Annotated in this window: 15 protein-coding genes; 5 read left to right on the forward strand and 10 right to left on the reverse strand. The window is 69.7% G+C overall.

What is annotated here, in order from left to right; all coding sequences use genetic code 11:
• Window positions 1–18: 18 nt before the first annotated feature.
• From JNO44_RS11635 to arc, 3 genes are all read right to left on the reverse strand, one after another.
• Window positions 19–237, reverse strand: a complete 219-nt coding sequence (locus tag JNO44_RS11635; RefSeq protein WP_039642048.1) for a ubiquitin-like protein Pup — start codon at window positions 235–237, stop codon at window positions 19–21.
• Between the two features lie 188 nt (window positions 238–425).
• Entirely contained in the window at window positions 426–1937 is a 1512-nt protein-coding gene (gene dop, locus JNO44_RS11640) for a depupylase/deamidase Dop (RefSeq protein ID WP_338057242.1), read from the reverse strand.
• Between the two features lie 274 nt (window positions 1938–2211).
• Window positions 2212–3978 (reverse strand): proteasome ATPase, encoded by a 1767-nt coding sequence (gene arc / locus JNO44_RS11645; RefSeq protein WP_039637870.1) that lies wholly within the window; start codon window positions 3976–3978, stop codon window positions 2212–2214.
• Between the two features lie 249 nt (window positions 3979–4227).
• Here arc and JNO44_RS11650 point away from each other — a divergent pair, with 249 nt between their 5' ends.
• Window positions 4228–4521 carry a ferredoxin gene (locus JNO44_RS11650; RefSeq protein ID WP_039637869.1) on the forward strand — a complete coding sequence of 98 codons (294 nt, stop codon included), beginning with the start codon at window positions 4228–4230 and terminating at the stop codon, window positions 4519–4521.
• Between the two features lie 101 nt (window positions 4522–4622).
• Here the strand turns inward: JNO44_RS11650 and JNO44_RS11655 are convergent, their stop codons facing one another.
• The 3 genes from JNO44_RS11655 to JNO44_RS11665 all read right to left on the reverse strand — a co-directional run bounded on the left by JNO44_RS11655 (window position 4623) and on the right by JNO44_RS11665 (window position 7988).
• Window positions 4623–5213: a hypothetical protein gene (locus tag JNO44_RS11655; protein WP_102923716.1), complete on the reverse strand. Its 591-nt coding sequence runs from the start codon at window positions 5211–5213 to the stop codon at window positions 4623–4625.
• Window positions 5214–5415: 202 nt separating this feature from the next.
• A complete protein-coding gene (locus JNO44_RS11660) occupies window positions 5416–6411 on the reverse strand; it encodes a tRNA (adenine-N1)-methyltransferase (RefSeq protein ID WP_205363653.1) in 996 nt (331 codons plus the stop codon).
• 272 nt (window positions 6412–6683) lie between these two features.
• On the reverse strand, window positions 6684–7988 hold the full coding sequence (locus JNO44_RS11665; RefSeq protein ID WP_205363654.1) for a site-2 protease family protein: 1305 nt from the start codon (window positions 7986–7988) through the stop codon (window positions 6684–6686).
• A gap of 186 nt (window positions 7989–8174) precedes the next feature.
• Between JNO44_RS11665 and JNO44_RS11670 the strand changes: the two genes are divergently transcribed.
• Together JNO44_RS11670 and JNO44_RS11675 are read left to right on the forward strand one after the other, a co-directional pair.
• The gene (locus tag JNO44_RS11670) at window positions 8175–9098 is read left to right on the forward strand and encodes a RecB family exonuclease (protein WP_205363655.1); all 924 of its coding nucleotides are present in this window, start codon (window positions 8175–8177) and stop codon (window positions 9096–9098) included.
• Between the two features lie 125 nt (window positions 9099–9223).
• Window positions 9224–9895, forward strand: coding sequence for a response regulator (locus tag JNO44_RS11675; protein ID WP_067353535.1), 672 nt, complete (start codon window positions 9224–9226; stop codon window positions 9893–9895).
• 103 nt (window positions 9896–9998) lie between these two features.
• On the opposite strand, the gene JNO44_RS11680 is transcribed toward JNO44_RS11675, so the two are convergent.
• From JNO44_RS11680 to metH, 4 genes are all read right to left on the reverse strand, one after another.
• Window positions 9999–11594 carry an ABC transporter substrate-binding protein gene (locus JNO44_RS11680; protein WP_205363658.1) on the reverse strand — a complete coding sequence of 532 codons (1596 nt, stop codon included), beginning with the start codon at window positions 11592–11594 and terminating at the stop codon, window positions 9999–10001.
• An 83-nt stretch (window positions 11595–11677) separates the two neighbouring features.
• Entirely contained in the window at window positions 11678–13288 is a 1611-nt protein-coding gene (locus tag JNO44_RS11685) for an ABC transporter substrate-binding protein (RefSeq protein ID WP_205363660.1), read from the reverse strand.
• A gap of 360 nt (window positions 13289–13648) precedes the next feature.
• Window positions 13649–14401, reverse strand: a complete 753-nt coding sequence (locus JNO44_RS11690; protein ID WP_420882635.1) for an HAD family hydrolase — start codon at window positions 14399–14401, stop codon at window positions 13649–13651.
• A gap of 193 nt (window positions 14402–14594) precedes the next feature.
• Window positions 14595–18143, reverse strand: a complete 3549-nt coding sequence (gene metH, locus JNO44_RS11695; RefSeq protein WP_205363662.1) for a methionine synthase — start codon at window positions 18141–18143, stop codon at window positions 14595–14597.
• A 239-nt stretch (window positions 18144–18382) separates the two neighbouring features.
• Between metH and JNO44_RS11700 the strand changes: the two genes are divergently transcribed.
• Together JNO44_RS11700 and JNO44_RS11705 are read left to right on the forward strand one after the other, a co-directional pair.
• On the forward strand, window positions 18383–19147 hold the full coding sequence (locus tag JNO44_RS11700) for an IclR family transcriptional regulator (protein WP_205363664.1): 765 nt from the start codon (window positions 18383–18385) through the stop codon (window positions 19145–19147).
• A gap of 227 nt (window positions 19148–19374) precedes the next feature.
• Complete coding sequence (locus JNO44_RS11705) at window positions 19375–20163, forward strand: MIP/aquaporin family protein (RefSeq protein WP_039637856.1); 789 nt, start codon at window positions 19375–19377, stop codon at window positions 20161–20163.
• The last annotated feature ends 23 nt before the right edge of the window (window positions 20164–20186 follow it).

The following is a 20186-nucleotide window of genomic DNA, read 5'->3' on the forward strand; positions in this document are numbered from 1 at the left end:
TATGCGCCCGTTTTGCGGTTACTGTCCGCCTTTTTGGACAAATGACCGCACGAAGTCCTCAGCGTTTTCTTCGAGGACGTCGTCAATCTCGTCCAGGACGGAATCCACGTCGTCGGACAATTTCTCCTGGCGTTCCTTGAGGTCCCCCGACGCCTGCGCGTCCTGCGTCTGCTCCTCGACCTCTTCGGTGGACCGGGTGGCCCGCTGCTGTCCGCCGCCGCTGTCCTTGGTCGCCATATCCCTCACCCCGCTCGGTTTGCCCCGCTCGATGTGACCTTCAAGATCCGACCCTACAAGCAGGGTCCGACATCGGCCCTGCACTTGCTGCAACGCCCGGGAGTCACCTCGATGATTCCCGCACCGCGGTCGTTTCAGCCACGGATCGGTCGTGGATCATGGTGCATTTGCCATGAACCTGCCCCGCTTCAGCGCCCGGACAACGTCCTGACCAGCTCTTCTGCCGTCCGGCAGCGATCCAGCAGCTCCTTCACGTGCTTACGGGTCCCGCGCAGCGGCTCCAGCGTGGGCACCCGTTGCAGAGAGTCACGGCCGGGCAGGTCGAAGATGACCGAATCCCAGGAGGCGGCGGCCACGTCGTCCGCGTACTGCTCCAGGCAGCGGCCACGGAAGTAGGCCCTGGTGTCCTCCGGGGGCTTCAGCTCGGCCTGCTCGACCGCCGGCTCGTCCAGCAGCCGCTTCATCCTGCCGCGGGCCACCAGACGGTTGTACAGGCCCTTCTCGGGGCGCACGTCGGCGTACTGGAGGTCGATGAGGTGCAGCCGCGCGGCGTCCCAGTCCAGGCCGTCACGACGGCGGTAGCCCTCCATCAGCTCCCGCTTGGCGACCCAGTCCAGCTCGCCCGACAGGCTCATCGGGTCGTTCTCCAGCCGTCCCAGCACGTCCTCCCAACGGGAGAGCACGTCCCGGGTCTGCTCGTCGGCGTCCGCGCCGTAGCGGTCCTCGACGTACTTGCGGGCCAGCTCGAAGTACTCCATCTGGAGCTGCACCGCGGTCAGCGTGCGCCCGCTGCGGAGGGTGATCAGATGGCGCAGCGACGGGTCGTGCGAGACATGGTGGAGGGTGCGTACCGGCTGGTCGACGGCGAGATCGACGGCGATGAAGCCGTCCTCGATCATGGACAGCACCAGCGCGGTGGTGCCCAGCTTCAGGTACGTCGAGATCTCGGAGAGGTTGGCGTCGCCGATGATCACGTGCAGCCGGCGGTACTTCTCGGCGTCCGCGTGCGGCTCGTCGCGGGTGTTGATGATGGGCCGCTTGAGGGTCGTCTCCAGGCCCACCTCCACCTCGAAGTAGTCGGCGCGCTGGCTGAGCTGGAAGCCGTGCTCGTGGCCGTCCTGGCCGATGCCGACGCGTCCGGCGCCGGTGACCACCTGCCGGGAGACGAAGAACGGCGTCAGGTGGCGCACGATGTCCGAGAACGGGGTCTCCCGTTTCATCAGGTAGTTCTCGTGCGTCCCGTAGGAGGCGCCCTTGTTGTCGGTGTTGTTCTTGTAGAGGTGGATGGGCTGGGCGCCGGGGACCTGGGCGGCACGCTCGGCGGCCTCGGCCATGATCCGCTCGCCGGCCTTGTCCCACAGGACCGCGTCCCGCGGGTTGGTGACCTCGGGCGCGCTGTACTCGGGGTGTGCGTGGTCGACGTAGAGCCTGGCCCCGTTGGTGAGGATGACATTGGCCAGGCCGATGTCCTCGTCCGTCAGCTGGCTGGAGTCGGCGGCCTCGCGGGCGAGGTCGAAGCCGCGGGCGTCCCGCAGCGGGTTCTCCTCCTCGAAGTCCCAGCGGGCACGTCGTGCCCGGTGCATCGCCGCCGCGTAGGCGTTGACGACCTGGGACGAGGTGAGCATGGCATTGGCGTTCGGGTGGCCGGGGACGGAGATCCCGTACTCCGTCTCGATGCCCATTACTCGCCGTACGGTCATGCGGCCCTCCTTGCCCGGCGGCGCCCCCGGATGGGGCAGGCGCTCGAAAACCGCTGCGCTTCCGGTCCGTGTCCGTTCCCCGCGCCCGCACAGCGAGACGCAGCGGTACCGAAGAGCCTAGAACGCCTTTGCGGCGCTGGGGAGATCATTACAGTCATTGCTCCAGTCCGGTTTTCCCTGATCCGTCGCCGGCTCGCCGGGGCGATCCGCCGCCCCCGGAAATGCGTCCGGCTGCGGACGCCCCGTGCAGGACATCCGCAGCCGGCGAGCGGTGTTACAGGTATTGGCCGGTATTCGCCACCGTGTCGATGGAGCGACCAGTGTCCGCGCCCTGCTTTCCGGTGACCAGGGTGCGGATGTAGACGATCCGCTCACCCTTCTTTCCGGAGATCCGAGCCCAGTCGTCCGGGTTGGTGGTGTTGGGCAGGTCCTCGTTCTCCTTGAACTCGTCCACGCATGCCTGGAGGAGATGGGAGACCCGCAGACCTTTCTGGTTGTGCTCCAGGAAAGCCTTGATGGCCATCTTCTTGGCACGACCCACGATGTTTTCGATCATCGCGCCGGAGTTGAAGTCCTTGAAGTAGAGGACTTCCTTGTCACCATTGGCATAGGTGACCTCCAGGAAACGGTTTTCCTCGGATTCCGCGTACATCTGCTCGACGACCGACTGGATCATTCCGCTGACCGCCGCCTTGCGGGAATTTCCGTGCTCGGCGAGATCGTCGGCATGCAGCGGGAGATTTTCCGTGAGGTACTTCGAGAAGATGTCCTTGGCGGCCTCCGCGTCCGGACGCTCGATCTTGATCTTCACGTCGAGGCGACCGGGGCGCAGGATCGCGGGGTCGATCATGTCCTCGCGGTTCGAGGCGCCGATCACGATCACGTTCTCCAGGCCCTCGACGCCGTCGATCTCGGAGAGCAGCTGCGGGACGATGGTGTTCTCCACGTCCGAGCTGACTCCGGAGCCACGGGTCCGGAAGAGGGAGTCCATCTCGTCGAAGAAGACGATGACGGGCGTGCCCTCGCTGGCCTTCTCCCTGGCCCGTTGGAAGACCAGGCGGATGTGCCGCTCGGTCTCGCCGACGTACTTGTTGAGCAGCTCGGGGCCCTTGATGTTCAGGAAGAAGCTCTTCCCGGCGGGCTGCCCGGTCACCTCGGCGACCTTCTTGGCAAGGGAGTTGGCGACTGCCTTGGCGATGAGGGTCTTGCCACAGCCGGGCGGGCCGTAGAGCAAGACGCCCTTGGGCGGGCGGAGTTCGTGCTCCTTGAAGAGGTCCGGGTAGAGGTAGGGGAGCTCGACCGCGTCCCGGATCAGCTCGATCTGACCGCTCAGACCGCCGATCTTGGTGTAGTCGATGTCCGGGACCTCTTCGAGGACCAGTTCCTCGACCTCGCTCTTGGGGATGACCTCGTAGACGTAGCCGGAGCGGGAGTCGAGCAGCAGGGCGTCGCCGGGGCGGATGGTGATGTCCAGCAGCGGCTCGGCGAGCCGCACCACCCGCTCCTCGTCGGTGTGCCCGATGACCAGCGCGCGCTCGCCGTCCTCCAGGACTTCCTTGAGGGTGACGATGTCGCCGGCACTCTCGAACTCCATGGCCTCGACCACGTTGAGTGCTTCGTTGAGCATCACCTCTTGGCCGCGCCGGAGGTCCTCGGCCTCGACGCTGGGGCTGACGTTCACCCGGAGCTTGCGGCCCCCGGTGAAGATGTCGACGGTGCCGTCCTCGTTCGCCTGCAGGAAGACGCCGAAACCGGCCGGCGGCTGCGCGAGCCGGTCGACCTCTTCCTTGAGGGCGACGATCTGGTCGCGGGCCTCGCGGAGCGTATTGGCGAGGCGTTCATTCTGAGCGGAAACGCCGGCCAGGTTGGTCTGCAGCTCGACGATCCGCTCTTCGAGAATCCTCGTGTGCCGCGGAGAGTCGGCGAGCTTGCGTCGCAGGACGGCGATCTCCTGCTCAAGATAGGCAACCTGACCGGCTGGATCTTCAGACCCGCGCCCCGGCCGGATGCCGCGGTTGATGTCGTCGTCGTGGGCTGCCACGGTCCTCACCTCCTCCAAGGAGCTGGACGCTTCCAGACCCTACCTGGGCCGGTGCAGGTTGAAACCCCTAGATCGAAAAGACTGTCGGGGTGTGTCCGATCTTCACCCTTGCGCACGTCCTCACGCCAGGGGAATACCCACCCAACAACATCGGAAAGCGAGCGGTTGTATCGTCGAGTCGGTCAACACCCGTCAGGGCTGGCGCCACTTAGGCAAAAACGGTTCACGTACGCAAGAACGGCAGGCGAGATGACCGCGCAGGACGAAGCACCGGAGCTGGAAGTCTGGATCGACCAGGACCTGTGCACCGGGGACGGGATCTGCGCGCAGTACGCGCCGGAGGTCTTCGAGCTGGACATCGACGGCCTGGCGTATGTCAAGAGCCCCGACGACGAGCTCCTGCAGGAGAAGGGCGCCACAACGCGCGTGCCGTTGCCGCTGCTCAATGACGTGCGGGACTCGGCCAAGGAGTGCCCCGGCGACTGCATCCACGTGCGCCGGGTCGCGGATCTCGTCGAGGTCTACGGGCCGGACGCGGAGTGACCGGCCGCACCGACGCGGAGTAGACGCGGCGCGGACGCGGCGTAGAGACGACGTAGGCACGGCGTAGCGGAACACGGGACGCCCGCACGCCGTGTGAGGAATCAGGCACCCTCGGTTGCCGTATCGGCGGGGAGTTCACTCTGGACGAACTTCCCGCCTTGCCATTGCCACTTGACGGTCTTGTGCACGTCCGGCATGTAGCGCGGCACGTCGGGTGAGGAATAGCCCTGGACGGTCGCGGAGACGACGCGGCCCTCCAGGTCGATGTCCTGGACGGAGAGCCGCTGGGCGGGCGCCAGGAGCGTCGCCACGATGCGCGGAGCGGCCTTGGGGTCGGAGGGCTGGGCGAGGACGTAGACGCCGCTGGGCGGGGTGCCGGCCCCGCTGTGGCAGCGGACCACGGCGACGGTCTGGATGCCGCCCGCGCCGTCGAGGTCCCCGGAGACCTTGCGGACCACGTCGAGGCGGTTGGGTCCGCAGTTGACGGGGAAGGTCACCCGGCCCGGGTCGGGTGCCGCCGCGGCGACCGGGGCGTCCTTGACGGACGACGCACTGGCGGCGGTGGCGGTGGCACTGGGGGGTTGGACGAGGGACGAGACCGCGATCACGGCCGAGATGGCGGTGGCGGTGGCGAGCCAGTGCATGGGGTGGGGCTGGGTGTGCAACAGGTCCTGGCCTGCCAAGGGCTGCACGCGGGGTAACTCCTGTGAGGTGCTGTGGCGGTGGGAGTGCCCAGCATCGTTCCACAGCGGGCGGCGGCAAGGAACCGGCGGGGGCGGAGTTTTCCACGATTTCCGCACCGGTTCGTGAGGGGAACGAAGCGGCGCCGCCGACGGTTCCCGCTCGGGGGAACTCGTCGGCGGCGCCGGTCGGTTCGGTGGCCTGTCGGCCGCGTCAGCCGCGCTCGGGCGACCCGTCCGCGAGGTCGGCGGTGAGGTCGGCCGCGGCGGCGCCGTCGGGCTTGCCGGGGGCGCTCTTCTCCCGCCCGCCCGACGCTGCCTGTTCCCGCCCGCCCGGACCGGTGTAGTCCTCGCCGTAAGCGCCCTTCGCGGGCCGGCGGCGGCGCAGCGGGGGCTCGACGCCGTCCGCCAGCCGGCGGGCGGTCAGCAGGAAGCCGGTGTGGCCGATCATGCGGTGGTCGGGGCGGACGGCCAGGCCCTCGACGTGCCAGGTGCGGACCATGGTTTCCCAGGCCGACGGCTCGTTGAAGGTGCCGTGTTCGCGGATCGCCTCCACGGTGCGGGCCAGCTGCGTCGTCGTCGCCACGTAGGCACAGAGGATGCCGCCGGGCACCAGGGCCTTGGAGACGGCCTCCAGGCACTCCCAGGGGGCCAGCATGTCCAGGATGACCCGGTCGACGTCGGTGTCGGAGAGGTTGTCCTGGAGGTCGCCGACGGTGAGCGTCCAGGCGGGGTGCGGACCGCCGAAGTAGCGCTCCACGTTCTGGGTGGCGATCTCGGCGAAGTCGGCGCGGCGCTCGTAGGAGTGCAGCATGCCGTCGTCGCCGATGGCGCGCAGCAGGAAGCTGCTGAGCGAGCCGGATCCCACCCCCGCCTCGACGACGCGGGCGCCGGGGAAGATGTCGGCCATCGCCAGGATCTGCCCCGCGTCCTTGGGGTAGACCACGGCGGCACCGCGGGGCATGGACAGGACGTAGTCGGGGAGCAGGGGACGCAGCGCGAGGTAAGCGACGTTTCCGGTGGTACGGACAACACTGCCCTCGGGCGCGCCGATCAGCTCGTCGTGGGGGAAGGCTCCCTTGTGGGTGTGGAAGCTCTTGCCCTCTTCGAGCGTGAAGGTGTAGTGGCGTCCCTTGGGGTCGGTGAGCTGGACCTGGTCCCCGACCTTGAAGGGCCCGCGACGGCGGGCGGCACCGGTCGGTTCGGACATGTGACCAGCCTACCGGCCGTTTGGCGTCCCCCGTACCGCGGGCGCCGGACCGGCCTCTCCCCAGGGCTCGTCGAACGGGGCCGGCCCCCCCGGCTGGGGGCTGCCCAGGGGCGGGCCCGGTCATGCCCGCCCGGCCCGGGTGCCCGCGGGGCGAGCGCCCGGGCACGGCGTCGGAGAGGCGGCCGGGTGCACCGGGTCGCGGGTTCCGGACCGGTTTTCCGGGGCGGGGGTTCCGGGGCGGGGGTTCCGGACCGTTGTTCTGGGGCGATCGGTCAGGGCGTACGGGCCATTGCGGCCACGAAGGCGCGTTCCACGTCGGTGGTGGACAGGACGCCGTAGATCTCGCCGGAGTGCTCGACGACGAGGTATTCCGTGGCGGGGGTGGCGCGCAGGTGGTCCAGGAGGTCCTCGCCGGCGAGTTCGGCGCCGACCCGCATGCCGTCCTTGAGGTCCTGGGCGAGGGTGCCGACCGTGACCCAGGGGCGGCGGTGCTCGGGGATACCGATGATGGCGGCCTCGCGGACCAGGGCGGTGGGGGATCCCTGCCGGTCGACGACGACCAGGGCACGGGCGCCGGCGTCGTCGGCGCGGCGCAGCGCCTCGGACAGCGGGGTGTCGGTCTCGACGGGGATGGCGCGCCGGGTGAGCGTACGGGCGGTGAGGTCGGGGAGGCGTTCGCGCAGGCGGGCCATGCGGAGGCTGTTGCCGGCGCCGGTCCAGATGATCGCGGCGAGGATCGCGGCGAGCAGGGCGTCGGTGAGCGAGTCGGCGCCGCCGATCTCCTCGGGGGCCCTGCCGAGGGCGCCGGTGTGGGTGAGCAGCGGCAGGCCGATGAGAACGGTGACGGCGAGCGCCCTGCCGACCCAGGCGGCGGCGACGGTGCCGCTCATCGGCCTGCCGGTGAGCTTCCAGACGACGGCGCGCAGCATCCGGCCGCCGTCCAGCGGGAGGCCGGGGAGCAGGTTGAAGACGGCGACGATGAGGTTGGAGATCATCAGGCCGGCGAGCAGCACGCCGGGGACGGTGCCCGGTTCGACCAGCTGCATGCCCACGTAGAAGACGCCGGCGAGGACCAGGGAGAGGAGCGGGCCGACGAAGGCCAGGACGAACTCCCGCCCGGGGGTCTCGGTCTCCTTCTCTATCTCCGAGACGCCGCCGAAGAACTGGAGCTGGATCCGGCGGACGGGGAGCTTGAAGCGGATCGCCGCGACGGTGTGCGCGAGTTCGTGGACGAGCACCGAGGCGTAGAAGGCGACCGCGAAGAACAGGGAGACCAGGTAGCGGGCGGCGCCCAGCTCGGGCAGGACCCGCTCCAACTGGCCGCCGAACACCCAGGTGATCAGGGCGGCGACCAGGAACCAGCTGGGCGCGACGTAGACGGGCACGCCGAAGGGGCGGCCCATGAGGATGCCGCCGCCGGGGGCCTTCGGCTCGGCGTGCGCCCGGGCCTCTCCCCCTGGAGTGCCTGGGGTGCCCGGGGACGGCGGCTGGGGTCCGTCGGGGGCGTGTTCGGTCGGCTGGGGCGGCCGGTCCGGCCCGGACTCCTGGGGGTCCTGCGGCTTCCCGCTCTCGTCCACGGCGTCCCCTCGTCGAATACGGCTACGGCACCTGCACTGTCTGAACAACTCGATCATGCAGGGCAAAGGTGCCCGACGTCGATGGTATGCGGAGCTTCCGGCCGCACTCGGCCGCGGGGTCGGGCAGCGGTCTCACCGTCGGTGACGCGTCGGCGATTGTCAGTGGCGGGCCGTAGGGTTCGGTGCATGGGATGGAGCACGGAGAAGACCGAGGCGGAGGCGCCGGGCGGTGGTCCGGAGTCGGCGGCGGCCGCGGTGCCGGCGCAGGGTGCGGTGCCGGCGCGGGGCGGGGCGCAGCCGCCGGTGGCGCTGTCGCCGTCGCGGGCGAGCGACTTCATGCAGTGCCCGCTGCTCTACCGCTTCCGCGTGATCGACAAGTTGCCGGAGAAGCCGAGCCCGGCGGCGACCCGGGGCACGGTGGTGCACGCGGTGCTGGAGCGGCTCTTCGACGCCCCCGCGGCGCAGCGCACGGCCGTCGGGGCCCGCGCGCTGGTGCCGGTCGAGTGGGAGAAACTGCTGGCCAAGCGCCCCGAGCTGGCCGAGCTGTTCGCGGACGACGCGGACGGGGAGCGGTTGGGGCAGTGGCTGGCGGAGGCCGAGGCGCTGGTGGACCGCTGGTTCACGCTGGAGGATCCGACGCGGCTGGAGCCGGCCGACCGCGAGCTGTACGTCGAGACGGTGCTGGAGTCCGGGCTGCGGCTGCGGGGGTTCATCGACCGGGTCGATGTGGCGCCGACGGGCGAGGTGCGGCTGGTCGACTACAAGACCGGCAAGGCGCCGCGGCCGCAGTTCGCGGAGGGCGCGCTGTTCCAGATGAAGTTCTACGCGCTGGTGGTGTGGCGGTTGCGGGGCGTGGTGCCGCGCCGGCTGCAACTGGTGTATCTGGGCAACGGCGAGGTGCTGACGTACGACCCGGACGAGCGCGATCTGCGGGGCGTGGAGCGGAAGTTGCTGGCGCTGTGGGAGGCGATCCGGCAGGCGACGGAGACCGGCGAGTGGCGTCCGCGGCCGACGAAGCTGTGCGGCTGGTGCGACCACCAGGCGCACTGCCCGGAGTTCGGCGGCACTCCCCCGGTGTATCCGTTGCCCGTGCGGGCAACGGCGGACTAGCCGGTCGGAGCGCCCGGGGCGGTGCCCCGGGAGAGGCGGTCGGTGCGCCCGGCGGACGGCGGGGCCGGGCCGCAGGGCAGAATGGAGCGGATCGAGTAGATCCCTCCCCCGTCGAAGGAGAGCTAGTGGCAATCCGCGTCCTGCTGGTCGACGACCAGCCCCTGCTGCGTACGGGTTTCCGGATGATTCTGGAGGCCGAGCAGGATCTGGCGGTCGTCGGTGAGGCGGGCGACGGACTCCAGGCACTGGAACAGGTGCGGGCGCTGCAGCCCGATGTGGTGCTGATGGACATCCGGATGCCGCGGATGGACGGGGTCGAGGCGACCCGGCAGATCACCGGCCCGGCCAAGGACGGCCCGGCGAAGGTGCTGGTGCTGACCACGTTCGACCTGGACGAGTACGTCGTCGAGGCGCTGCGGGCCGGGGCCAGCGGCTTCCTGCTCAAGGACGCCCCGGCGCATGAGCTGGTGCAGGCGATCCGGGTGGTGGCGGCGGGCGAGGCGATGCTCGCGCCCAGCATCACCCGGCGCCTGCTGGACAAGTACGCCGGGCATCTGCCGTCGGGCGAGGAGCCGGTGCCGAACACCCTCCACACGCTCACCGAGCGGGAGGTGGAGGTGCTGAAGCTGGTGGCCCGCGGCCTGTCGAACGCGGAGATCGCGGCGGATCTGTTCGTCAGCGAGACGACGGTCAAGACCCACGTCGGCCATGTGCTGACGAAGCTGGGGCTGCGGGACCGGGTGCAGGCGGCGGTGTACGCCTACGAGAGCGGGCTGGTGCGGCCCGGCGCCCAGTAGGGCCCCGGCGCGGGCGGAGGCGTCACCCACGGCGGCGGGGCCGGCCCGGGATGTCCCGGACCGGCCCCGCCGCCGTGCTGCTCCGGCGTGCCGCCGGGCCGGCTCAGGTGTCGGTCGACTTGCTGATCTCCCAGAAGCGGAAGACGGTCGAGGAGTCCAGGGTCCATTCCAGGCCGGAGACTCCCTGACGGGCCACCGCGTACTGCTTGCCCTGCCAGATCGGTATGACCGGCAGGTCCTTGGCGATGATGTCCTGGAGCTCGCGGAAGGCGGCCTTGGTGGCGCCGCGGTTGGGCTGGTCGGCCGTCTCGGGCAGCAGCCGGCCGGTGATGTCGGGCGAGCTGTAGTGGTTGGCCAGCACGCTGTCCTTGCCGAAGAACGGCTGGGTGAAGTTGTCCGGGTCCGGGTAGTCGGGGATCCAGCCCTTGACGTAGATGCCGAACTTGCCGCCGGCCATGCCCTGGTCGTACTCCTGGGTGGGCACGCTGTGCACCTTGGCCTCGAACAGGCCGCTGGCGTTGAGCTGTTCGGCGATCTCCTGGACGGCGGCGACGGTGCCGGGGCCGTACCGGTCCGGGGTGGCCCACAGGGTCAGCGGGACCTTGCCCTGGACGCCTGCGTCGCGCAGTGCGGCGGCGGCCTTGTCGGGCTGCGGGCGGTCGCCGTAGGTGTTGAAGAAGGCGGTGTTGTGGCCGGTGATGCCGGCCGGGACGACCGAGTACAGCGGTTCGGCGGTGCGCTGGTAGACGTCCCGGACGAGGGTGGAGCGGTCCAGGAGGTAGGCGATGGCCTTGCGGACGCCGAGCTTGCCGGCGACCGGGTCCTTGAGGTTGAAGACCAGGTGCATGACCTCGGCGCTGCCGCCCTCGACGACCTGGGTGCCGTGCTGCTGGTGCAGGGACGCCTGGTCCAGCGCGGCGATGTCCTTCATGGCCAGGCCGCGGTAGGCCAGGTCGATGCCGCCGCTCTGGACGGCCTTCTTGAGCTGGTCGCGGTTGGCGTAGAACTTCAGGGTCATCCCGGAGTTCTTGGCCTTGGCGGGGCCCTTGTAGGACGAGTTGACCGAGAACTTGGCCTGCTCGGGGCCGTAGGAGTCGAGGGTGTAGACGCCCGAGCCGACGGCCTTGCCGTCGGTGCGCAGCCGGTCGGCGGGGTAGGCGGTGTGGTCGACGATGGAGCCGGCGCCCGAGGCGATCTTCATGGGGAAGGTGGCATCGGGCGACTTGAGGTGGAAGACCACCGTCTTGGCGTCCGGCGTCTCGACGCTCTCCAGGGCGGAGAACATCACTGCGGGACCCTTGTCGTCCTTGATGCGCTGGATGCGGTCGAAGGAGAACTTGACGTCCTGCGAGGTGAGCTGGTCACCGTTGCTGAAGGTCAGACCGTCCTTGAGGGTGCAACGGTAGACCTTGCTGTCGGAGCCGGTGAAGCCGCAGCTCTCGGCGGCCTCCGGTTCCGGCGTCGTCTGGCCCTTGGGGAAGCTGAGCAGCGACTGGAAGACGTTGTTGAACAGCAGCCAGGAGTCGGGGTCATAACCCGAGGCTGGGTCGGTGGCCACGACCTTGCCGGTCGTGCCCATGACGACGGGCTCGCCGTGGCCGGACGACGCCGAGGTGTCGGTGCCGCACCCGGCGACCGCGAGCAGGACTGTTGCCAGCCCCGCTCCGATCGGGGCGGCCAGCCACTGGTCACGCTTCACTCGGTGGTTCCTCACGTTCTGGTGGTGCCGATCGGGTCGCGGCGGGGTGCCGCGACGGTGGACGGTGCGGGGCGGGCCGGCGGTCAGCTGGAGACGCCGCGGCCCAGCTCCCAGATCTGCAGCGCCGAGGCGGAGTTGACGGCCCATTCGACGCCGGTGATGTTGTCACGGGCGGCGACATACTGCTTGCCCTGCCACAGCGGGAGGTACGGGACGTCCTCGGCGAGGATGTCCTGGGCCTGCTTGAAGCCGGCCCCGGCGGCGTTGCGGTCGGTCTGCTGGCGGGTGGTGGGGATCAGCTGCGACTCGATCTTGTCGTTGCGGTAGGGGGAGTTGAGGAAGTTCCCCTTGCCCACGAACGGCGCGATGTAGTTGTCCGCGTCGGGGATGTCGGCGAACCACCCCATGCCGTACGCGGCGTACTTGCCGCTCGACCCGTCGGTGCGGAACTGCTGCCAGCGGTCGATGCCCTTGATGCTGACGTCGAACAGCTTGGTGCTGTTGAGCTGCTGCTGGAGGGCGGCGAACTCCTTGGCCGTGTTGGGGCCGTAGTGGTTCTTGCTGTAGGTCAGGGTGAACTTCACCGGGGTGGTGATGTTCGCCTGCTGAAGGGTCTGCCGGGCGGCGGCGGCGTCGGGGTTGCCGTACTTGGTGTAGAAGGAGTTGATGTGCCCGGTGAGGCCGCTGGGGACGAGCGAGTAGAGCGGGTCACCGGTGTACGCGTAGACGTCGCGCACCAACTGGGAGCGGTTGACGACCTGGGCGATCGCCTGCCGGACGGCCTTGTTGGAGACGGCCGGGTCCTTGATGTTGAAGGCGATGTAGCGGATCTCCTGGCCGGGCACCTCCTGGAGCGTGAGGTGCTTGTCCGAGGAGTTCTGCAGGCCCTTGACCTCGTCGGGCGTCAGGCCGCGGCTCAGCAGGTCGACGTCGCCCTTGCGGAGCGCCGCCGCCATGCCCGCCGAGTCGTCGAAGAACCGCATCTCGACCTTGTCGTTCTTCACCGTCAGCCCGCCCTTGTACTCGGGGTTCTTGGTGAAGACGGCCTTGGTGAGGCGGTCGCCGCTGTGCTCGGTCTTGACGGTGTACGGGCCCGAGCCGACCGTCTCCCAGCCCTTGTAGAGGCTGTTCCTGGGGTACACCTGGCTGTCGACGATGGCCGCGGCGGGGGTGGCGAGCTTCTGCGGGAAGGTGGCGTCCGGCTTGGTGAGGTGGAAGACCACCTCGCGGTCGCTGGGCGTCTCGACCCGGTCGATGTCGTCGAGCAGCGACACCGGGCCGTTGGTGTAGTTGATGGCCCGCATCCGGTCGAAGGAGAACTTCACGTCCTGGGCCGTCAGGTCGTGGCCGTTGGAGAACTTCAGCCCGCTGCGCAGGGTGCAGCGGTACTGCTCGTTCTGGGTGTCCCGGAAGCCGCACGACTCGGCGGCCTCGGGCACCACGGCGGTACCGGTCCGGGGCAGCCGCATCAGCGTCTGGAAGGTGCTGCGCAACACGTTCCAGGCGTCGACGTCGTACGCCTGCGCCGGATCCAGCGGCGCGGGCGCCGCCTTGGTGGCCTCGATCTGCGAGGCGACGCCGACCACTATCGGCGAGCCGTCCGAGCCCGCGCCGTCGGTGTTGCCGCAAGCAGCGAGAGCCGGGGCGAGGAGACCGGCAGCCAGCGCCGGCAGCACCAAGGTCTTGCGATTCATCGTCGGCAGGTTCCTTATCAGCGCAGAGGTGTTGCTCGCGTCGAGATTAGTAGGCACCGCCAGCGGGTCATCGACGCAAGGAAGTTACATCGTTAAGGCGGTGGGATAACGGGGACAGCGTGATCGATATCCGGACGGCGGAACGTATCGCACGTTGCCCCACCAATCCGGACACTTACCCCCGTAGAAGCCACCACCGGGACCCTCTGGATCACCTGCCGGGGCCGCTGTCGACGGCCCGGCACGTGAGAAACGTCACGCATCCTAGCGGCCCCGTAGCGCTGAGAATTCGCCCGGGTATTCGTCACGGAAAATAAGCGGATCGCTGCCGTGAGTTCCCGGGCATTCCGCACAGCACGCTCAGTGCACGCTCCCTTGGCTTTCCGTGATGAGCGCCTGGAGAAAAGGGAGATCGACTTCTTCGAGGGAGCGCACCACGGTCCGCCCGGGAGCCGGCGGGATGGGCGTCACGGACGGCACCGCGACCACCCGGCAGCCGGCCGCCTCCCCCGCCCGCACCCCAGTCAGGGTGTCCTCGACGACGGCGCAGCGGGTCGGGTCCACCCCCAGCCGGGCGGCGGCGGTCAGATACGGGTCCGGATGCGGCTTGGTGCGCATCAGGTCGTCGCCGGCGACCGCGAGGACGAAGTTCTCCGGGCCGAGGGAGTCCAGCATCCGCTCGATGATGGTCCGGTGCGAGGCGGAGACCAGGGCGGCCGGCACCCGGTGCGCGGCCAGCTCGCACAGCAGTCGGCGGGCGCCCGGCATCAGCGGGACGCCGCGGCCGATCCGGGCCACGAACGCCTCGTTGAGCAGAGTGCTCAGCTCCGTCAGGCCGATGTCGGCGCCGGTCTCCTGCAGCAGATAGCCGGCGCTGCGGGACATCGGCCCGCCGACCACGACCTCCCGGTGACTGTCGTCCAGGACGTGGCCGAGCCGCGCGAAGACCTCGGCCTCGGCCTCCCACCAGAAGCCCTCGGTGTCCACGAGGGTGCCGTCCAGATCGAGGAACACGGCCTGGAGGGTCACGGCTTCGGCCATGGGGGTCTCCCCGGTTCGGGCGGAGCCGAGAGCTTGGGGAGAGGCGCCGACTGCGGGGATGCTGCTGGTCATCCGTCCACCTCCGTTGGGACGTCCCCGGAGGGACGAAAAGGCCGGCCGCCACCCCCGGCTGGGGGAAAACGACCGGCCACTACCGGATCGACCAGTGTACGACCGCGCGCGCCGGAACGCCCGGGGAAGGCGGAAGGTCCGCTTCCCCGGGCGCCGCGCCGGGCGTTCCGACGGGCCGGCCGACTACGGTGCGTCACCGCGCATTGAAGTACTTGGCTTCCGGGTGGTGGATGACGATGGCGTCGGTGGACTGCTCGGGGTGGAGCTGGAACTCCTCGGAGAGCTGGACGCCGATGCGCTCCGGCTGCAGCAGGTCCGCGATCTTGGCCCGGTCCTCCAGGTCGGGGCAGGCGCCGTAGCCGAGGGAGAAGCGCGCACCGCGGTACTTCAGCGCGAACATGTCCTCGACGTCCGCCGGATCCTCGCCCGCGAAGCCCAGCTCGGCCCGGACCCGGGCGTGCCAGTACTCGGCCAGCGCCTCGGCCAACTGGACGGACAGGCCATGCAGTTCGAGGTAGTCACGGTAGGAGTTGGCCGCGAACAGCTCGGCCGTGGCCTCGCCGATCCTCGAACCGACGGTGACCACCTGCAGGCCGACCACATCCGTCTCGCCGGACTCCTCCGGACGGAAGAAGTCGGCCAGGCACAGGCGGCGGCCGCGGCGCTGGCGGGGGAAGGTGAAGCGGGTCCGCTCGGTGCCGTCCTCTCCCAGCAGGATCAGGTCGTCGCCCTTGGAGACGCAGGGGAAGTAGCCGTGGACGACGGCCGCCTCCAGGAGGTTCTCGGTCTGGAGCTTGTCCAGCCAGCCGCGCAGCCGCGGCCGGCCCTCGGTCTCCACCAGTTCCTCGTACGTGGGGCCCTCGCCGGTGCGGGCCTGCTTGAGCCCCCACTGGCCCTTGAAGAGCGCGCCCTCGTCCAGCCAGGAGGCGTAGTCGGCGAGTTGGATGCCCTTGATGACCCGGGTGCCCCAGAACGGCGGGGTGGGCACCGGGTTGTCGGTGGCCACGTCCGAGCGGACGGCGCCCTGATCGGGCTCCGGGTCGGTGCTCCGGCCCGCGGCGCCGGCCGCCGGTGTCGCGCGCTGGGGCACCCGCCGCTGCTTGAGCTCGGGCAGGGTCGCGCCCGGCACGCCGCGCTTGACGGCGATCAGGGCGTCCATCAGCCGCAGGCCCTCGAAGGCGTCGCGGGCGTAGCGGACCTCGCCCTCGTAGATCTCGTGGAGGTCCTGTTCGACGTAGGCGCGGGTGAGGGCGGCGCCGCCGAGGATGACGGGGTAGTCGGCCGCCATCTTGCGCTGGTTGAGCTCCTCCAGGTTCTCCTTCATGATCACCGTGGACTTGACCAGGAGCCCGGACATCCCGATGACGTCGGCCTTGTGCTCCTCGGCGGCCTCCAGGATCGCGGAGACGGGCTGCTTGATGCCGAGGTTGACGACGTTGTAGCCGTTGTTGGACAGGATGATGTCGACGAGGTTCTTGCCGATGTCGTGGACGTCGCCGCGGACGGTGGCCAGCACGATGGTGCCCTTGCCCTCGTCGTCGGACTTCTCCATGTGCGGCTCCAGGTAGGCCACCGCGCTCTTCATGACCTCGGCGGACTGGAGCACGAACGGCAGCTGCATCTGGCCGGAGCCGAACAGCTCGCCGACGACCTTCATGCCGTCCAGCAGGGTCACGTTGACGATGTCGAGGGCCGGGCGGTCCACCAGGGCCGCTTCGAGGTCGGCCTCCAGGCCGTTCTTCTCGCCGTCGATGATGCGCCGCTTGAGCCGCTCCTCCAGCGGCAGCGCGGCCAGCTCGGCGGCCTTGTCGGCCTTGAGGGACTTGGCGGTGGCGCCCTCGAAGAGCGCCATCAGCCGCTGCAGCGGGTCGTAGGCCGGCTCGTCCCCTCGCGAGGGGCGTCGCCGGTCGTAGATCAGGTCGAGCGCCGTGGTGACCTGCTCCTCGTCGAAGCGGGCGATCGGCAGGATCTTCGAGGCGTGCACGATCGCCGAGTCCAGGCCGGCCTTGACGCACTCGTCCAGGAAGACGGAGTTCAGGACGATGCGGGCGGCCGGGTTCAGGCCGAAGGAGATGTTGGACAGGCCGAGGGTGGTCTGGACGTCGGGGTGGCGCCGCTTCAGCTCCCGGATCGCCTCGATGGTGGCGATGCCGTCCTTGCGCGACTCCTCCTGGCCGGTGCAGATGGTGAAGGTCAGGGTGTCGATGAGGATGTCGGACTCGTGGACGCCCCAGTTGCCGGTCAGGTCGTCGATCAGCCGCTCGGCGATCTCCACCTTCTTCTCGGGGGTGCGGGCCTGGCCCTCCTCGTCGATGGTCAGTGCGATCAGCGCCGCGCCGTGCTCGGCCGCCAGCCGCGTCACCTTCGCGAAGCGGGACTCCGGGCCGTCGCCGTCCTCGTAGTTGACGGAGTTGATCACCGCGCGGCCGCCGAGCTTCTGCAGCCCGGCTTGCAGGACGTCGACCTCGGTGGAGTCCAGGACGATCGGGAGGGTGGAGGCGGTGGCGAAGCGGCCGGCCAGCTCCTCCATGTCGGCGACGCCGTCCCGGCCCACGTAGTCCACGCACAGGTCGAGCATGTGCGCGCCCTCGCGGATCTGGTCGCGGGCCATCTCCACGCAGTCGTCCCAGCGGCCGTCCAGCATCGCCTCGCGGAACTTCTTCGACCCGTTGGCGTTGGTCCGCTCGCCGATCGCCAGGTAGGAGGTGTCCTGGCGGAACGGGACGGTCTGGTAGAGGGAGGCCGCGCCGGGCTCGGGGCGCGGTTCGCGGACGGTGGGCGCCATGCCCCGGACCCGCTCGACGACCTGCCGCAGGTGCTCGGGGGTGGTGCCGCAGCAGCCGCCCACCAGGGACAGCCCGTACTCGCCGACGAAGGTCTCCTGGGCGTCGGCCAGCTCGACGGCGCTCAGCGGGTAGTGCGCGCCGTCCTTGCCCAGGACCGGCAGGCCGGCGTTGGGCATGCAGGACAGCGGGATGCGGGAGTGCCGGGCCAGGTAGCGCAGGTGCTCGCTCATCTCGGCCGGGCCGGTGGCGCAGTTCAGGCCGATCATGTCGATGCCCAGGGGCTCCAGCGCGGTGAGCGCGGCGCCGATCTCCGAGCCCAGCAGCATCGTGCCGGTGGTCTCGACGGTGACCGAGCAGATGATCGGCAGGTGGGTGCCGGTCGCCTCCAGGGCGCGGCGGGCGCCCAGCACGGCTGCCTTGGTCTGGAGGAGGTCCTGGGTGGTCTCCACCAGCAGGGCGTCCGCGCCGCCGGCGATCATGCCCTCGGCGTTGCGCTGGTAGGCGTCCCGCAGGGTGAGGTAGTCGACGTGGCCGAGGGTGGGGAGCTTGGTGCCCGGGCCCATGGAGCCGAGGACGTAGCGCTGCTGGCCGGTCGAGGCGGTGAACTCGTCCGCCACCTCGCGGGCGATCGCCGCACCGGCCTCGGACAGCTCGAAGACCCGCTCGGGAATGTCGTACTCGGCCAGGGCGGCGAAGTTGGCGCCGAAGGTGTTGGTCTCCACGCAGTCCACGCCCACCGCGAAGTACTCCTCGTGGACCGAGCGCACGATGTCGGGGCGGGTGAGGTTGAGGATCTCGTTGCAGCCCTCCAGCTGCTGGAAGTCCTCCAGGGTCGGATCCTGCGCCTGGAGCATCGTTCCCATGGCGCCGTCGGCGACCACCACCCGTGAGGCGAGGGCCTCGCGGAGCGCGGTGACGCGGGACGAGCTGGTGGACGAGGGCGTATTCGAAGCCATGGAGGTGCTCCCGTGGTTGCGACGGCTGTCGGCTTTGCACCCCTCCTGAAGAGGGCGCACCCGGCCAGCGTAGCTTCCGGGCCGGGACAGGTGTTCTCCATTCCACGGCGTGGACAGCGGTTACCGACCGCTGCCCGGTCCGCTATCCATGATCGTTGATCGCCCGGCCCACTCCCCATGGTCGGCATGGGCCGATATCGTTCAGCATTGTCGAACCAGATACTTCGGAGGTCGCCCCGATGGCACGCACCATCCAGTCGCTGGAGCGAGCAGCCGCCATGCTGCGACTGCTCGCCGGGGGAGAACGGCGGCTGGGTCTCTCTGACATCTCCTCCTCCCTGGGCCTGGCCAAGGGCACCGCCCACGGCATCCTGCGCACCCTCCAACAGGAGGGCTTCGTGGAGCAGGACGCGGCCTCGGGCCGCTATCAGCTGGGCGCCGAGCTGCTACGGCTGGGCAACAGCTACCTGGACGTCCACGAGTTGCGGGCCCGCGCCCTGGTGTGGACCGACGATCTGGCCCGCTCCAGCGGGGAGAGCGTCTACCTGGGCGTCCTGCACCAGCAGGGCGTACTGATCGTGCACCACGTCTTCCGGCCCGACGACAGCCGGCAGGTGCTGGAGGTCGGCGCGATGCAGCCGCTGCACAGCACCGCGCTGGGCAAGGTGCTCTCGGCCTACGACCCGGTGGCGCACAGCGAGGCCGTGGAGTGCGCGCGGGAGGCGTTCACGCCGCGGACCACGACCGGACTGCCGGAGTTCGAGGCGGTGCTGGATCTCACGCGGGCGCGCGGCTGGGCCGCGGACGTGGAGGAGACCTGGGAGGGCGTGGCCTCGATCGCCGCGCCGATCCACGATCGGCGCCGGATGCCGGTGGGCGCGGTGGGGGTCACCGGGGCCGTGGAGCGGGTGTGCCGGGACGGCGAGCTGCGGCCGGAAATCGTCGCTGCTGTGAGGGATTGCGCACGTGCGGTCTCCCGCGACCTCGGAGCAGGGCGATTCTGACCACTTATGCCCCAATTGTTCACCTAAGTTTTTGGCCACAGAACCCTTGACGAGGTCTGGGAGGTAAATAAAACTGCCGTTCGTCGGTCGGCATTGCCGAACACCTAACGGCAATAAGCGTTATGGTGTGGACTGCCGCGGGCCGACCAACGCCCTCTCGGAGGGTGCGGACCACCGGAGGGACCCGGGGTTCGCCTTCCCCTGGACGAAGGACAAAGGAGTCGCGGGTGTCCAGCTCCGACATCTTCATCAGCGAGACCATCGGTACCGCTGTTCTGATCTTGATGGGCGGTGGCGTCTGCGCCGCCGTCACCTTCAAGCGCTCCAAGGCGTTCAACGCCGGATGGGTCGCCATCGCCTTCGGGTGGGGCTTCGCCGTCCTCACGGGTGCCTACATCGCCGCCAAGTCCGGCGCGCATCTCAACCCCGCCGTCACCATCGGTCTCGCGATCAAGGGCGGCATCGAGTGGAGTCAGGTGCCGGTGTACTTCGCCGGCGAGTTCCTCGGGGCCATGATCGGCGCGGTGCTGGTCTGGCTGGTGTACTACGGGCAGTTCCGGGCGCATCTGACCGACCCCGAGGTGGTGTCCGGCCACTTCGGCGAGGAGGGCATGGTCGACCCGGCCGCCGCTCCCAAGGCCGGCCCCGTGCTGGGCATCTTCTCCACCGGCCCGGAGATCCGGAACGTGGTGCAGAACCTCGTCACCGAGATCATCGCCACCATCGTGCTCGTGCTGGCGATCCTCACCCTCGGGCTGAGCGACAACGGCAAGGGCGTGGGCGCGATCGGCACACTGCTGGTCGCCCTGGTCGTCACCGGCATCGGCCTCTCCCTGGGCGGACCGACCGGCTACGCCATCAACCCGGTCCGCGACCTCGGTCCGCGCATCGTGCACGCGCTGCTGCCGCTGCCGAACAAGGGCGGATCCGACTGGGGCTACGCATGGATCCCGGTCGTCGGCCCGCTGATCGGCGGAGCCCTCGCCGGGGGCATCTACCAGTTGGCGTTCGCCTGAGCCGCCCCGCCCACCACGCCCGC

It is taken from the genome of Streptomyces noursei, from assembly GCF_016917755.1.
Lineage (GTDB): Bacteria > Actinomycetota > Actinomycetes > Streptomycetales > Streptomycetaceae > Streptomyces > Streptomyces yunnanensis.